This window comes from Paracoccus yibinensis (genome assembly GCF_030846195.1).
Lineage (GTDB): Bacteria > Pseudomonadota > Alphaproteobacteria > Rhodobacterales > Rhodobacteraceae > Paracoccus > Paracoccus yibinensis.
This window is the reverse complement of the sequence record NZ_JAVCWH010000032.1, coordinates 1-14733: the sequence shown is the minus strand read 5'-3', so window position 1 is coordinate 14733 and position 14733 is coordinate 1. Positions and strand designations below refer to the sequence as shown.

Annotated in this window: 15 protein-coding genes and 4 pseudogenes; 7 read left to right on the top strand and 12 right to left on the bottom strand. The window is 61.3% G+C overall.

Features of this window, described 5'->3' with window-relative positions:
• Positions 1-88: 88 nt before the first annotated feature.
• The 4 genes and pseudogenes from RAH32_RS20505 to RAH32_RS20490 form a co-directional block, all read left to right on the top strand.
• A pseudogene (locus RAH32_RS20505) lies at positions 89-1051 on the top strand (IS256 family transposase); the annotation flags it as partial.
• Between the two features lie 283 nt (positions 1052-1334).
• Complete coding sequence (locus tag RAH32_RS20500) at positions 1335-1652, top strand: hypothetical protein (RefSeq protein WP_306610259.1); 318 nt, start codon at positions 1335-1337, stop codon at positions 1650-1652.
• Positions 1653-1659: 7 nt separating this feature from the next.
• Positions 1660-2064, top strand: coding sequence for an SET domain-containing protein-lysine N-methyltransferase (locus RAH32_RS20495; protein WP_306610258.1), 405 nt, complete (start codon positions 1660-1662; stop codon positions 2062-2064).
• Complete coding sequence (locus RAH32_RS20490) at positions 2061-4328, top strand: putative bifunctional diguanylate cyclase/phosphodiesterase (RefSeq protein ID WP_306610257.1); 2268 nt, start codon at positions 2061-2063, stop codon at positions 4326-4328. The genes RAH32_RS20495 and RAH32_RS20490 overlap by 4 nt, the downstream gene beginning before the upstream one ends.
• Positions 4329-4530: 202 nt before the next feature.
• Here the strand turns inward: RAH32_RS20490 and RAH32_RS20485 are convergent.
• Both RAH32_RS20485 and RAH32_RS20480 read right to left on the bottom strand, forming a co-directional pair.
• Positions 4531-4908: pseudogene (locus tag RAH32_RS20485) on the bottom strand (IS701 family transposase); the annotation flags it as partial.
• A gap of 3 nt (positions 4909-4911) precedes the next feature.
• Positions 4912-5106: pseudogene (locus RAH32_RS20480) on the bottom strand (ATP-binding protein); the annotation flags it as partial.
• A gap of 170 nt (positions 5107-5276) precedes the next feature.
• Here RAH32_RS20480 and RAH32_RS20475 point away from each other — a divergent pair.
• The gene (locus RAH32_RS20475) at positions 5277-5885 is read left to right on the top strand and encodes a VPLPA-CTERM sorting domain-containing protein (RefSeq protein WP_306610256.1); all 609 of its coding nucleotides are present in this window, start codon (positions 5277-5279) and stop codon (positions 5883-5885) included.
• A gap of 383 nt (positions 5886-6268) precedes the next feature.
• On the top strand, positions 6269-6550 hold the full coding sequence (locus RAH32_RS20470) for a hypothetical protein (RefSeq protein WP_306610255.1): 282 nt from the start codon (positions 6269-6271) through the stop codon (positions 6548-6550).
• Positions 6551-6580: 30 nt separating this feature from the next.
• Here RAH32_RS20470 and tnpB read toward each other — a convergent pair whose 3' ends face one another.
• From tnpB to RAH32_RS20435, 7 genes and pseudogenes are all read right to left on the bottom strand, one after another.
• Complete coding sequence (gene tnpB / locus RAH32_RS20465) at positions 6581-6772, bottom strand: IS66 family insertion sequence element accessory protein TnpB (RefSeq protein WP_306610254.1); 192 nt, start codon at positions 6770-6772, stop codon at positions 6581-6583.
• Positions 6769-7215, bottom strand: a complete 447-nt coding sequence (gene tnpA, locus RAH32_RS20460; RefSeq protein ID WP_306610253.1) for an IS66-like element accessory protein TnpA — start codon at positions 7213-7215, stop codon at positions 6769-6771. Before tnpA ends, tnpB begins: the two co-directional genes overlap by 4 nt.
• Before the next feature lie 122 nt (positions 7216-7337).
• Positions 7338-7544: pseudogene (locus RAH32_RS20455) on the bottom strand (transposase); the annotation flags it as partial.
• Positions 7545-7620: 76 nt separating this feature from the next.
• Positions 7621-9516, bottom strand: coding sequence for a relaxase/mobilization nuclease domain-containing protein (locus RAH32_RS20450; protein ID WP_306610252.1), 1896 nt, complete (start codon positions 9514-9516; stop codon positions 7621-7623).
• A complete protein-coding gene (locus RAH32_RS20445) occupies positions 9497-9982 on the bottom strand; it encodes a DNA mobilization endonuclease VirD1/MobC family subunit (protein ID WP_306610251.1) in 486 nt (161 codons plus the stop codon). Before RAH32_RS20445 ends, RAH32_RS20450 begins: the two co-directional genes overlap by 20 nt.
• A 621-nt stretch (positions 9983-10603) precedes the next feature.
• Positions 10604-10885 carry a hypothetical protein gene (locus RAH32_RS20440; RefSeq protein WP_306610250.1) on the bottom strand — a complete coding sequence of 94 codons (282 nt, stop codon included), beginning with the start codon at positions 10883-10885 and terminating at the stop codon, positions 10604-10606.
• A 141-nt stretch (positions 10886-11026) separates the two neighbouring features.
• Positions 11027-11233 carry a cold-shock protein gene (locus tag RAH32_RS20435; RefSeq protein ID WP_306610249.1) on the bottom strand — a complete coding sequence of 69 codons (207 nt, stop codon included), beginning with the start codon at positions 11231-11233 and terminating at the stop codon, positions 11027-11029.
• Positions 11234-11549: 316 nt separating this feature from the next.
• Between RAH32_RS20435 and RAH32_RS20430 the strand changes: the two genes are divergently transcribed.
• Positions 11550-11864, top strand: coding sequence for a DUF1330 domain-containing protein (locus RAH32_RS20430; RefSeq protein WP_306610248.1), 315 nt, complete (start codon positions 11550-11552; stop codon positions 11862-11864).
• 73 nt (positions 11865-11937) lie between these two features.
• Here RAH32_RS20430 and RAH32_RS20425 read toward each other — a convergent pair whose 3' ends face one another.
• The 3 genes from RAH32_RS20425 to RAH32_RS20415 all read right to left on the bottom strand — a co-directional run.
• Positions 11938-12420 (bottom strand): DUF3768 domain-containing protein, encoded by a 483-nt coding sequence (locus RAH32_RS20425; RefSeq protein WP_306610247.1) that lies wholly within the window; start codon positions 12418-12420, stop codon positions 11938-11940.
• Between the two features lie 470 nt (positions 12421-12890).
• On the bottom strand, positions 12891-13826 hold the full coding sequence (locus RAH32_RS20420) for a DUF2493 domain-containing protein (protein WP_306610246.1): 936 nt from the start codon (positions 13824-13826) through the stop codon (positions 12891-12893).
• Between the two features lie 324 nt (positions 13827-14150).
• The coding region (locus tag RAH32_RS20415; protein WP_306610245.1) for a DUF7146 domain-containing protein at positions 14151-14733 on the bottom strand (583 nt) is incomplete at its 5' end.

The following is a 14733-nucleotide window of genomic DNA, read 5'->3' as shown; positions in this document are numbered from 1 at the left end:
CGGCCGGATAGGCGGGGGTGAATCTCGGCTTTGACATAGGGCTCATCCTTTGAGTGTTTTACTCTCCGGTAAACCCGGGGCGGTTCACCGGAAGGGCAGCTACTTTCCCAGCTTTCTGGAACCGCGCCGCACAGCCGAGAAGGCCTTGGTGGCGGTGATCCAAGAGGCTTATGTTCACGGTGTCTCAACCCGCTCGGTCGACGACCTGGTCAAGGCCATGGGCGCGGGCGGGATGTCCAAGAGCCAGGTCAGCCGCCTCTGCGCCGAGATCGATGAGCGGGTGAACGCGTTCCTGAGCCGTCCGTTGGAGGGCGCGTGGCCCTATCTGTGGCTCGACGCGACCTATCTGAAGGTGCGCGAAGGCGGGCGGATTGTCAGCCACGCCGTGATAATCGCCGTCGGGGTCAACGAGGACGGCAAGCGCGAGGTGCTGGGGGTCGCGACTGGCCTCTCTGAGGCCGAGGCATTCTGGATAGAGTTCCTGCGATCCCTTGCCGACCGCGGTTTGCGCGGCGTGAAGCTGGTAATCGCCGACGACCACAAGGGTCTGCGGGCCGCCGCGCGCCGGGTCTTCAATGCAACCCACCAGAGATGCCGGGTTCATTGGATGCGCAACGCCTTGGCCCATGCTCCAGCCAAGAGCCGCACCGCCATGGCGGCGATGCTGAAGACGATCTTCGCCCAGGAAACCAAGGCCGAGGCGGAAAAGCAGTGGGATATCGTCGCGGAGGCGTTGCGTGAGAAGCAGCCGAAGCTGGGCGCCCTGATGGACGCCTCCCGTGACGATGTGCTGGCCTACATGTCCTTCCCTCGCGAGCATTGGGCTCAGATCGCCAGCACAAATCCACTGGAGCGAGTGAACCGCGAGGTGAAGCGACGCGCTGACGTGATCGGCATCTTCCCGAACGACGACGCGATCATCTGCCTCGTCGGCGCGTTGATGCTTGAAACCAACGACGAGTGGACCGTCGCACGGCGCTACATGAGCCTTGAAACGCTCGCCCGCGTCACCGACAATTCCAATGTCAGACTGCCCGCCGTGGCATCCTGATCGAACTCTGACCTTTCCGAGGGTCGGCGCTCATACACCATGCCCTGGGGCACTATCCGGACTTGGGGTTGATGCCCAGCTCTCGGCTCAGCTGCGCGAGCGAAGCTTGCGATCGCTGTATTGCTAAGTTTCAGACACTCCCTGACCCCGAGTTCTGCAACAATGCCCAACTCTACTCACACCTCTGCAGAGCAACATTTTTTTAACCTCATCTTAACTTTGATATGCGGAAATTAAGACGAGAAACACGCATCAATCCAGGTATCGAATCAGGCGACACCATATGAGTCAGCCCTTTGTCATTGCAGCGGTCATTGCAGCAACAATCGCCGGAGACTACGTCCTGAAGCTCGCTTCCGATAAGGAGAATTTCTTCTCTCCTCACTTGCTTGTCGGATTGATCCTTTATGCTCTTCCAGCATTTGGTTGGATGCATCTGATGAAAACCCAATCGCTTGCGCAAATCGGCATTGTCTATAGCACAGGCACTATTCTGGCGCTTTTTCTGATGAGCCTGCTCGTCTTCCGCGAGACTCTCACTGCACGCGACTTCATTGCAGGTCTTTTCGCCCTGTGCGCTATTCTTGCTTATAAGGACTAAAAGACTGATGATTCTTATCCCATACTACATCGCCCGAAGCGACATCCATGGGATGGGAGTTTTTTCTGCAGTAGATCTCAGTATCGGCGATCTGGTGTGGCGTTATGACCCCAAGCGGGATCTTATTATCACCCTTGATGAATTCAGGAGCCTGACCTCACAAAGAAGAAAGGACGTGATCAATCACGCTCAGTGGTACCCGAACAAAAAACATTTCGTGCTCGGGAGTGACGGCGATTACTTCATGAATCACGCCGACGATCCAACGCTAAGCGATCATGGCGACACAATGATGGCTGCCCGCAACTTGAAAAAAGGGACTGAACTCACCTGTGATTATCGTGTAGTTCACGTGCTCGGATTTCAACCCAGCCGAGAGCATGGATTGGTATTAGAGGAGTGCATGTCGTGACTTCGCAGCCAAAATCCTACCACTTACCGAGACAGATTCTATTCTTTATGCTGATCGGTGTCATCATTTTTGCTGGAAGTGGCTTTTATACTTTCCAGCAAATTGCTTCTCGTCTTGATGCTGGGGCTGCCTCTAACAGTCGTGACAGAGTCAAAGAGGGCTTAGCGTCTCTCCAGACCCATGTGCGCCTTTTCTCTAAAGACTACAACAATTGGACCGATGTCTACACTGCCGCATGGCGAGGTGATATTGAATTTATTGCAAACAACTATGGTATAACGGCTAACCAAGGTGAAATCTTTGAGCTTGCCATGATGTTTGGTGGACCTTTCAGACGTCCTATATCATGGATTGAGAATGGCAGCCGCAGCCCGGGAGGTCTGATTTTCTCCGTCGAAACAGTTTCTTCTGCGCTAATGGCCTTAGAGGACCAAGATGAAACTCGGCCATCAGTAGATTTCTTCGCTGTAGAAGGCGGGAGAGCGGTAATAATGACCGCTTCTTATTTGCTTCCGGACCCAGACCAAATTGTTACCCGCGACACTGTCAAGGCGTCTGCAGTGACAATGATCGGCCGCCATCTATCTAGCCGGGACTTGGCTGTAATAGAGCAGGATGCCGGCATCAGTAACCTCCAGATTACTACCGGCCCGAAGCCGGGATACCTTTCAATGCCGCTGACAGATGTTACTGGCAGAGACACTCTGCACCTCATATGGAAAGCCGCTCGGCCTGGCATGGCTTTGGTAGAGCAATTGGCTCCTGTCATAGCAATTGTGGCTGCGGCCTTTGTGGCACTGGCTACTTTGGCAACCTGGCTGGTCCTCAAGAACGCAAGACAACTTATCCTGCGTGAGGTGGAAGCAAGAGAGCTCGCCCGGACGGATGCTCTTACGGGGTTGCCGAACCGGTTGGCGTTCAATGAAGCGGTCCAAGTCGAACCAACCACTGTTGCGAGTGAGTTTGCGCTTGTCATGATGGACCTCGACCGGCTCAAGCAGACCAATGACGTATTGGGTCATGCTGTCGGCGACTGCGTCCTTCGTGATTTCTCGGAAAGGCTTCAGCTGTGCGCAGATGCCGAGACCTTCGTTGCACGCCTTGGGGGTGATGAGTTCTGTGCCATTGTTCGGGGCTCCGGAGCTGCGGAACGAGCACAGGCGTTCCTCGCAGTTCTTGAAGTGCGCTGCTCCAAGCCGGTGAAAGTTCGTGGCGAAAGCGTTCATCTCAGCTTCTCGGCAGGCATCGCCGCACATGTTCTTAGCGAACACGTCGACGAAACGCTTCGAAAGGCTGATCTGGCGCTTAGGCGCGGAAAATCCGCTCTGGAAGAGCGCATCGGCATCTATGACGTCGACATGGATCTTGCGGACAAATCGACCCTTCTTCTTGAGCAAGGGTTGCGGGCAGCTCTACGCAATCCGGACGAGTTCCGTGTCGTTTACCAGCCAATCATACCTGCCAACCACAATGGGGTATTGCGAGTAGAGGCTCTTGCACGCTGGACCAACCCAATCCTTGGTGCTGTCGGTCCGGATCAGTTTATCCGGGTTGCAGAACGGACAGGGCTGATCTCGGAGCTGGGATGGATCATTATCGATAAGGTTCTGGCGGATCTCGCAACCACTCAGACAGTCTGTGCGAGCATAAACATCTCACCGCTGCAGCTCATGAAGCCAGACTTTGTGTCAGACCTTCTCCTACGCTTGAAACGCGCAGGTATAGAAACTGCGAGAATTCAGATCGAGCTTACAGAAAATGTGATGATCCGAAATCAGCAAGCGATTCTTGACCGCATCAGGGAAATCCGATCAGCCGGAGTCAAAGTTGCTCTTGATGATTTTGGGACAGGGTTCTCAGCGATCAGCTACCTCACTGCAACGGAATTTGACTCTATAAAGATCGATGGAAGCCTGCTTCGATCTGCTGGCGATAGTCAGAATAGAGAAGATTTCTTTTACTCAGTAGTTTCTTTGAGCCGTGCGGTCTGCAGAGATGTGGTGGTTGAGGGCATAGAGACACCGGAGCAGGCTCAAATGGCAAAAAACTCTGGCGCAGATGCATTCCAAGGATACCTTTATGGAATACCTGGTGCCTTCGATATTGCATGCGGGCCACATTCATCTCCAGATTTAAACGTAAGAGCCTCAATTTCAGGCAAAGCTGACAATTTCGCCAATCTTATTCAATGGAGTGAAACGCGTCTCCAGAATAATGCTACGATACTAAAATTGCCGCTAGTAATGCATCCGGCAGCTTCTTAGCATTACAGTTGTCTTTTCATCTGAAGATGGGCCTGCTTTGCTGCGGCTTGATGGGCTCTTCGCCACATCGACCAAGCGATGATATGAGCCGGTTCAATCTGACGTTGGGGCCAGCCGATTGGCGATGCGTCGGATCTCCTGGATTGACCAGCGGATCAGTCTGGGTTCCTTGGCGGCCTGCGCATTGTTTTTTGAGCGGTTCGGCATTGGCGTGATGGCGAATGGTCGCCATCATGGCAAAGGCCAGCATGACCAGCGAGACATGGCGGTGCCACCCGTGCCAGGAGCGGGTCTCGTTGTGATCAAGGCAAAGTTCGTTCTTTGCGGCCTCGAAACTGTCCTCGATCGCCCATCGATGTCCTTCGACGCGCACCAGTGTTTCCATGCCTGTGCCCTCCGGACACCAGGTGGTGAAGTAAGCCAACTCGCCATCTGGGATATTGCGGCGGATCAGCAGGCCACGTGTCCAGACCCCGTGGAAATGGGCATTGAAGTCATCAGCGTCGAGATCGGCCAGATCAAGGTAAGCCCAGTCGTGGAGGCGCTCGCCCTTTGTGCCCGAGCCTGCCGAAAGGCGCTGCTGAAGACGGTGCGCATTGTGGACGAGACGGTCGAGGATGGCATCTGCCAGAGTGGGATCGCCGATGGCCTCATGCCAATGGTCGACGGGGAGTTGGCTCATGACGATGGTGGAACCCCGTCCGTGGCGGTCCTCGAGGATCTCCAGCAGATCGCGGCGCTCTGAGGGCGCCAGCACGGCGAGCCCGTCAAAATCGATTCAGCACGATGTCATTTTGATTAACAGCCTGTTCTTTTAGTCAAATTAACCAAAATAGTCAAAAAAACCTGATGCGCGAAACGCAACAGGGCTTGTAGAGGGGACCTTACAGCAACTGTGCTGATTAGCTGTCGACCCTGTTTCCATTTCCTTGTGCATGAAGGTATGTCATGAGTTTCTGCAAATTCCTTTCTGTTGCGTCTTTCGCGACCGCGCTCAGTGTCAGCATCGCATCTGCCGCGACCTTCACCATTGATCCGGGCGATGTGACGGTTTCCGGCGGCGACTTCTGCTTCCCCGGCAACTGCAAGCTCGACGGCTCGATCAAGGGCGGCAGCTTTGATCTCAACAACGCGGGCGACACAGCAACGCTCTCGGACCTGTTTGACTGGCAAGTGGTTACTAGCAGTCCCTGGGCTTCAGGCGCTGGCAAATACCTCGTGAACGCGACCTTGAACTTTTCATCCCCCTCGCCTGCCTCGACCAGTGGCTCGGGTTATGCCGGCTTCATTACTCTTCTCGGGTCGGTATCTGGCGGAGTACTGGCTTGGACGTCGGGATCGGGCATCGTCGATTTCGCCGATGGCTATCGGCTGAGCTACACCTTGAAAGACGCGCTGAAGCTCGGCTTTGGGACGGGGACCACGACTGGCGCCACGTTCACGCTCGAAGAAGCCCCAGCCCCAGCCCCGGTTCCCCTGCCGGCCTCCGCTCTTTTGCTGCTTGGCGGCATGGGCGTGCTGGGTGGTATGCGCGCCAAACGTCAGCGCACTGCTTGATCCCAATCGCCTTGAGCGCTGCACTGCTCTGATGACTACGAGCGCTCAGCTCACTGATGACTGTCTGCCTGCCAACTTCAGCCCGCCTCCCATGGCGGGCCCTTTTCGTTTTTTGCCTTGTTGATCCTTCACTGACATGAGTTAGCGCGCAGATCAAACTGGAGATTGAAAGGCGTGCGCTAGTCTAAAGGTAGGAGGACGCCCTACTGTCTCACCTTCGAGGACCAAGCGCGGAAGGATCTCCGGCGGCGCAAGATCGTTCCCAATGGCAGCAGGATGATGGAGGAATTCCGCGTGCGGCTTTCTCTGCGCCGGAGCACCCCCGTTAACCGTCTCTTAAATTTGCTGTCGTAACAGGGGAGGACGGCTGAGAGAGGACACCGATGAGCGATCGAATTACGCGCTATGAAGATCTGCCGGCAACTTCGACCTATCACGCCCTGAAGGGTCACCTTTCTGATACAGCGACGACGCTGATGCTCTGCCACGCGAACCTGGACCGCATGGATCTTTCTGCGCAAGAAAGGGGAGATACGCTCTGGCGGATCGAACGTCAGATTGCCGAGTTGAACGCCATGCGCTTGAAGATTATTCGGCCCAGGCGCAATGCTTTCTCAGTCATGGTTGATAAACACTTAGGCGCGATGAGCGCAGCAAAAGAATGACGCCCTGCGCTGCCTTCGCAATTCGCCTGTTCAATGCGCTCTAGGGCATACCAGGATCTTCAGCCTGTCACCGCGCTTCGAGCGGAACACCACCGTCACACCCGAATGCGGGTCGAGCTTCAGCTCCGTCTGCACCATCAACGCCAAGGCCTGATGCCCGCACCGGAAGTCCACCGGCTTCGTCGCGATCAGGATCGGCAGCCGTTGGCCCGCGACGATCATGCTGCACCGCACAAGGCACGGATCAGGGCTGCTGCCCGCTCGACGGGAGCATCGCCCGGAATCCGCAGCACGACATCAGCGCCGAAGTCCACCGTCATGACGCCACCCGTGATCTGGGGTGCTTCCGCAGGTTCCGGGGGCTCAAAACCGGCTCCAACCGCCAGGGGCACAAAGGTCGGTTCGACAAATCCAATGCAGGGCGGAGAAAGTCCCTTCAGCAGATCCTCTGCAAGGATCAGAAGGCCTTGGCGGGCTTGCCGGCGCCAGTCCGAAAGCTGATGGGGAATGAGGTCGTGCCGCCGTGCGACATCCACAACGCGCACACCGGGCTGAAGGCTCTCGGCTACGATCCGCGCCTTCACCTCGTCTGGCCACCGCCGGTTGCCGCGCCGAGGCTCAGCAATCTCGCATCGACCGACAGAACCTTCCCCAATCTCTGCCATGTCGCCTCTCCGTCTGTGTCGACGGACATCTGGCAGAGACCACCCAAGCCAGGAATGCGCAAAATCAATGGGTCAGAAACGGCGCATACTCCGCCTCTGGCTCCGCCATTTGTCAACATGACCTAACAGAACCTTCTGATCTGGTTGAGGCAGATGAGAGCGCAGCCGAAGCTCACGAAAGCCTCGTGGATGTCGGCGAGCCGCTGGTATCGGATGGCGAGGCGGCTAAAGCGGTTGAGCCATACCAGTGTCCGCTCGACAACCCAGCGGTGTCGGCCCAGTCTTTCGCTGCTATTGACGCGTCGTCTGGCAACGCGGGGCTTGATCGCACATTTCGGCACTCGTTCTCGTACTCAGTCTGGCAGGGATGGCAACGCTCATGCGGTTCATCGGATCTACCCTCGTTCAGAGATCCAGATCGTGATCCTTTCGGCGCAACTCATGCTGCGGTCTCTCGCGGCTGTGCTCACGCGTGAGAAGCCGCTCCCTGGCCAGCTCGGCTTGCCGTATGCTCAGGCCAAAGCTCTCGTGGCTCTCGGCCGCCGTGACAAGCGCCCTGGCGATCTCGCGCCGCTGCCACGGCTCGGGGAAGTCTGAAGCCAAGACCCGGTCATCGCCCCCCGCGATCTGCTCCATGACGTTTTCGCCGTAGCGCTCCTTCAGATCCTGGGCAAAGCGCTCGGCATGGTCCTCGCGCTCGAATTCCACCCGTTGATGCTGGCGATGCACTCGGGCTAGCGTCTCCAGAGTGCGGACCAGGCGATCACCCTCGCGCTCGTGCACGGCCTCGCGGGCATGCTCCATTTCCAGGGCTCGGTTCAGCACCGTGGCGGCGGTGGCATAGAAGCGGTCCACAATGTCGACCACCTGGTCGCGCTCGGCTTTCACGTCGAGGTTCAGCCCTCGGGCAGCCGAGACGGCCTTGAGGTCCGCTTTGACCCATTCTCGCTCCTGCCAGGCATTCGCCGCCGGGTGCTCGAGCCGCCGCTCCATTGCGGACCGCTCGATGCCGATCGCCTCGGCGGCCTCGAACACCGCGGACCTGACCTCCTGGACAGCGCTCCTGCTCAGTGCCTTTGTCACGGTGCCCTGCCTGATGGCATCCTCGTCCAGTTCTGTCCGGTAAAGCTCGGACCGGGGCCGTCGCATCACCAGGTCAGCCCCGCGTGCATCGCCCAGATCGCGCAGGATCGCCGTGGTGACCTCGGCCAGTTCCTCGCGCAGGGCACGCCGATCCTTCGGTCCAAGGGTGGCGATCTCGCCCTCGACCCGGTCGAGCCAACTGGCAAAGACCCGGTCCAGGCTTCGCCGGGTGTGCGGGACGTCCGTGTTCTGCACATCCATCATCTCACCCTCCAGGGTTTTCGCACTCACGATGCCGCCGGTCTCCAGGATCGCGGCCGCCCGCTCCATGCGCAGCTTCACGTCCTGGAGACGAGCTAGGCTTGCAATGCCCGCCAGCGTTCGGAGCGTGGTCGCGCTGCGACTGACCACCGCCAGCCCCTCCTCGAGCGCCGGGCCCTGCAACGCCCGCTCGCGCACCGGGCGCCTCTCGCGCGCCGCCCCCTCGATCTCGGCGCGGCTCGGCCCATAGGTCAGGATGCCCCGCTCGAGGCGTGAGGAAGCATCAAGTTCCACCCCCATCCCGCCCGCGATCTCCACCAACCGCTCCTTCATGGTGGAAAGGTTGAAGGCATGGTCCTTTGCCATGAAGAACCAGGTGTCCTGCTCGAGCCCGCGGTTGTTCACCACGATATGGACATGGGGATGCGACCGGTCCGTGTGCAGCGCCGCCACATAGGCCCATTCATCCTGCACATGGGTGCCTGACTGGAACATCTCGAAGGCCCAGGCCTCTGCGATCCGCAGGGCCTTTTTGGGGGCAAGGTCATACGGAAACGAGAGGAGCAGATGCGTGGTATGGCCGTTCTTCGGATCGCCCCGCCAGCCGTCCGACCAGTCGAGCACAATCGCGCGGCGCTGCTCGGCTGACAGCACCTGTGCCTCTGGATCAAGCCCGACCGTATTGCCGAAGAGCGCGTGGGACTTGGTGAAGAGATACCGCAGTTGCGCCTGGAGCCGGACCGGCGTCTGCGTGCCGCCCCGCGCGATCTTCTTCAGCACTGCGGCGTTCGAGCCCTGGCCCACCCGCCACAGATTGCGCGTCCGTGCCGAGAAGGAGGAGCCCCCTGCCCCCGAGCGGCGGCCCCTGGCCTTGCCATAACCGCTGTACCGGGCCACGCGGCCACCGGCACGGCGCAGCCGGATCTCGCCAAGCAGATCATCCGCGAGGCTGGCCATCCTCCGCCTCCCTGAACTCGGCGAAGAGCCGGATGCCGCGTCGGCGCTGCTCGTCCACTACCGCCCGCAGATAGGAGCGCATCTCCGGCAGGGTCTGGCGCAGGGCACTGAGTGCCGCCCATTGCTCGTGGCTCGGATCGATCCGGCCCTGGCCCGCTGCCATGGCGATCGCGTTGACGGAAACGCCGATCTCGTGGAGCTCGCCCCGGATTGCCTCCAGCCCGATCGCGGTCGCCGGCTCCGCCTCCAGCAGGCCCGAGGCAGAGCGCACCAGAGCCCGCAGGGCATCCGAGTTCGAGCCAAAGCCATGCCGGCTCTTCAAGGTCTCGAGCGCCTCCCTCTCGGCGGGCGACAGCCGCGCGGAGACGGGCTTGCCCTCCGTGGTGGCACTCTCCCGACTGCGCCGGGGCCGGCTCGTGTTCGCCGTTGCAGCAGGTTTGGAGCGGAGGCGCGGCTTTGCGGCCAATCGCCTATCATCGCCAGGGCGCGTGGGATCTGCGGGGGTCTGGGTCGTGTCTCGAAGGGCCATCGGGCGCTCCATTTCACGGGTGTAGACATTGGGCATTTCCTGCCATCCCTACACCTTTTCAGCATGCCATATTTTTGGGGATCTGTCACGGCTTTTGTCCCGCACAGAAAGGAGATCACCCCCACACCGCCCGCAAGCGTCTGACAGCTTCTCAGGAGGTGGTCAGCCCGATGGCTGGGTCACCGCAGGCCCACCTAAGCTGCGCTTCTCGGCTTCGCCGTCTTCGCGTAACCGCACTGCTCTACCCCGGCAGGTCCCTGCTGAACAGAGGGCTCAGGCGACAGGTCACAGCGGGTAAGTCGCAGCCACCAGGAACCGATGCCTAAGGGCACTGCCCCCTGCCCCAAAGAACAACTATCCCCCAACGCCCGGCACAGACATAAAGGGGTTATCAGCCGAGCGGGTGTGTGGTTGGTTTCAGAGTGTTCCCGCCCGGCTGAGAGATCCCCACCGCGCGAGGCGCGTTGCTATCGGTGTCGGGGGCGGAGAAGACCTCCGGAACTCTTTCGTGAAGCGCGGGCGCGCGTTCGCCTGGGTCCTTGCTACAGGGATCCCCTGTCACGTCCTGTTGTCCGACAGGGTGCTGGCCCGACGGGGCGGAGGTGCCTTTCTGACGCGCGTCCGGATGAAGGGCGCAGCCTGCTTGCCGCCGGGTCCCTCGAGTTCCAGGATGAGCGTCTCCAACTCGCCGATCTGCTTTCTGATCCGGTCGATCGTTGCATCACGTTCTTGGCTGGACAAAGGCAGCCGGCCAATGTTGGCCCGGCACAGCCTTACAGCCGTGTTGGCCGCCGACAGGTTGGCCTGCAAGGCGCTGTGGGTGGTGATCCGGTAGCTCATGCCCGATCCTCTTATGCGCTATTTGCATTAGATACCTTCGGTTAAGGAGCCGTTAACAGGACCCGGCGGTGCCGACCGATCTTGTGAAGAGGCCCGCACCCGCAGCACGTTTGCGGCAGGGCGGCGACCACCTTTCTCGTCTCAGATGGCCTGCAGATCGACCGCGCTTGTCTTGCCGTTGCGGCCGGTCTCCAGTTCAAAGGAGACTTTCTGCCCGTCCCGCAGCGTGTCCAGTCCGGCGCGCTGAACGGCCGTGATATGGACAAACACATCCCCGCCCCGGGTCTCTGGCGCAATGAAGCCATAACCCTTGTCGGTGTTGAACCACTTGACTGTCCCGCGTGCCATCGTCCCTCTCCGCTGCGCAACAAGACCTTGCTTGGCATAGCGCTCAGCCGTGCAGCAAGAGATTTCTGATCGAGGCCGGCAGAGCAAACCTACTGCGGCCACGTCCGGGGCGACGGCTCAGCTGGGCCCTGGTGGAACGGCACGCATCACACAGGCCTAATGTGCCTGTCGCAATCCTGCGAGGACCCTATCTCCACGCCCTCGTCGTCACACTGCGGGAACGGGTCATGGGGCAGTGTGCGACTGAGCATCTCGCCGGTCGCGTTGTGGTCGCCGCTTCCCTATGCTGGGCGCAACGCAAGGAAGGACCATGATCATGACGAAGGGCTATTGGGTCGCATTTGCCGATGTGACCGACCCGGAGGGCTACAAGGGTTACATCGCGGAGAACGCCAACGCCTTTCGCAAGTATGGCGGGCGCTTCCTAACGCGTGGCTCCCAGGGCGAGGTCTCGGAAGGCAACCCCCGGTCCCGCGTGGTGGTGATCGAGTTTCCGAGCTTTGATGCAGCCGTGGCCTGCTATGCCTCACCCGAATATAAGGAGGCCATGCGGCTCAGAGCGGGCAAGGCCATCATGGACCTGGCGATCGTGCCCGGATACGAAGGACAACAGCCGGACGAGACGGCCTGACCGGAGTGAACGGGAAACAGCACGTCCTGTCCGATCTTCGGGCGGCTCCGGTTTCGAAGCCGCCCATGCCGGATCAGTATTCGTCAGGCAGGCAGAGGGTGAGGATGCGGATCGTCTGTGCGGGATCCGTTTCCACCTCCGGACCCATCAACCCGTCGGTGTCGTAAAGGTCGATCTTCCAGTAGATGCGCACGGTTTCGTCTCCGTGCGGCACATCCGGCATGCCGAAGCTGCGGACGCCATCCGTGCCATGATCGTCCATGACGGCCGCATTGGTGCGCACCCGGTCGAGGGCCGCGTCCACGAAGTCAGGGCCACGGGCGACGATCCCGCGCGTCACGACCACCCGGCCGCGCAGAGTCTCGCCCTGCCACTCGGTCTGCCCAAGGGCTGCCCGGAAGGCGTCGTTCTGTGCCCCGATGATCCGCGCCTCGGCCATGGCAGCCTCGTAGCGGTCGAGATCGAAGACCGGCCCCGCGCAATGACGGCAAGCGTCTGGACGAATGCCTGCCGTGATCTGGATGGCCTCGCAGGAGATGCATTGATAGCGCGTCATGAGAAAACCCTCCTTCTGATCTGGCGATCCCCTCACAGCCCTGCCCTTCTTCAAGAATGGGAGCGGACCGGGAAGGCGAGCCGCGCCCCCGGCGCGTCTCACCTTCCTGGGCTGCCTCCCGGCGAGGGCGGGAGGGGGGCCCGGCAACTGGAAAATCAAGCCCCAAGGGTCGGGGGCCCCGTCTGCACAAGCCGCCGCCCGGCGGCGCGGAAGATGGGGGTGCCCCCTTGGGGTGCCGCATTTTGCGGTTGACGGGGGAACCGGCGGTTCCCCTCTTCCTTCCCTTCCGACACCGGTGCGGGCCAGGCGCTATGCTGTCCTGCAGGGGGCGTTCGGCTCGTCCGAATCCCCCCTGCACGGCGCTCCACGCGCCACCCGCACCTTTTGCCGGACCACACGCCGCAGGGCGGTGGAGCAGGCTGCGTCCGACAACGAAGCCGTGGCAGGCAGAGGGCTGTAGAGAACGGCGCTTACGCGCCGCCCTCGAACTTCATGACCGGGATGCCCAGCTTGCGGGCCTTGTCAGCCAGGTTCTCCTGGATGCCGGTGCCGGGGAAGACCAGGACACCGACCGGCAGGACATCGAGCAGCGCGTCATTGCGCTTGAAGGGCGCGGCCTTGCCGTGCTTCGTCCAGTCGGGACGAAAGGCGATCTGGGGCACCTTGCGGTGATCGGCCCAGCGGGAGGCAATGAGTTCCGCGCCCTTGGGTGAGCCGCCATGCAGGAGCACCATGTCGGGGTGCTTGGCATGGACCTGATCGAGCCTGGCCCAGATCAGCCGGTGATCGTTGAAGTCTGCCCCGCCGGTCAGGGCCACCTTTGGCCCGGCAGGCAGCATCACCTCCGTCTCGGCCCGGCGCTTGGCGGCCAGGAAGTCGCGGCTGTCGATCATTGCCGCCGTGAGATGGCGATGGCTGACCATCGAGCCGGTGCGTGGCCGCCAGGCACTGCCGGTGTGGTGCTCGAAGGCCTCGGTGGCGAGGTCGCGGAAGAGCTCCATGCCGGCGCGCCGTTCGATCAGGGTCTGCCCTTCCGCAACGAGGCGCTCGAGCTCAACCGACTTCACCTCGCTGCCGTCCTGCTCGCGCTGCAGGCGGCGCTGCGTCTGTTCGTTGCTGTCGAGTTCGCGCTCCACACGGGCCGCGGCACGGTGGAAGAGATTGACGGTGCCCCAGAGCAGTTCCTCGAGATCGGGCTCGAGCCGGGTGTCACTGAGGCTCGCCACCAGGGCGTCGAAGATGTCGGACACGGCAGTGGAGACGGTGTCCGCCTCCGGAAGCGGCCGGGGATCGGGCTCGTCCTGGAAGGGACGCCAGCCGTAAAGCTGGAGTTCGGTCAGGACGTGGTCGGTCTGGGAGGAGGTGTGGACCGGCTCGGGGGCCTGGTCGTCGGGATCCTGTGTCATCGCGTTCTCCTTCGATGGGGGCGAGACCCGCGTTTCTCGCGGCCTTCGCGGGCATCGCAGCGCACGGGCGGGACGGACGGGCAGCCCTCGCGCCTCGCGAGGGCCTTGATGGCCAAGGCCGGCTATTTTGCCTCGCGATGCAAAGCGTCCGCAGGACGCGGCGGAAAATAGTCGGCCGCCGCCATTGCCCGGCCGACCCGGCTGTGCGCCGATTGCCCTCCTCGAAGGCCCGGAACGCGGATCTCCGCGCGTGAAGGAGAGGTGACCGGGACAGGGAGGGCCCCAGCCATGGGCAGAAGCCCGGCCACCAGCACGGACCCTGCCTCACCCCTGCAGGAAGCGGCGCCGGTCGTCAGGATGCAGCGCGTCCTTCAGCGCCGCGCTCAGGGCAGCAGCGCCACGATGCCGTAGGTCGTCATTGAAGTCGCCCTCCACGGGCACAAGGGCAATCGCCTCGATGCCGAGGCTGGCCGCTCGGGCCAGAAGGCTGTCGCGCGCTCTGTCGCCCGCGGGGTCACGGTCGTACAGGACATAAAGGCGGCGCAACGTGGGAGGGAAGAGCACGGCGGCAAGATGGGCGGCCGAGAGGGCTGCCAGCATCGGCATGCCAGGCAGCACCTGACGCGGCGACAGCACTGTCTCGATGCCCTCGCCCACCGCCAGCACGTCATCGGCTACTCCGAAGCGGACGCCGTGGCCGAGAAGTTCCCCCATGGCCCGGCGCGGCGTGGCGATCGGGGCCTTGCCGGAGCCATCGGCGGCAAGCCAGGTGCGATGCGCGCCGGTCTGGCGGCCGGCAAGATCGGTAACGGCGGCAATCATCGCCGGGCGGGCTTCGGGGCGCGCCTGCCCGTCCGGCCGGTAGTAGCACCGGGGGTGGAAGCGCAGCGCGCCCGTGGAGGAAAGG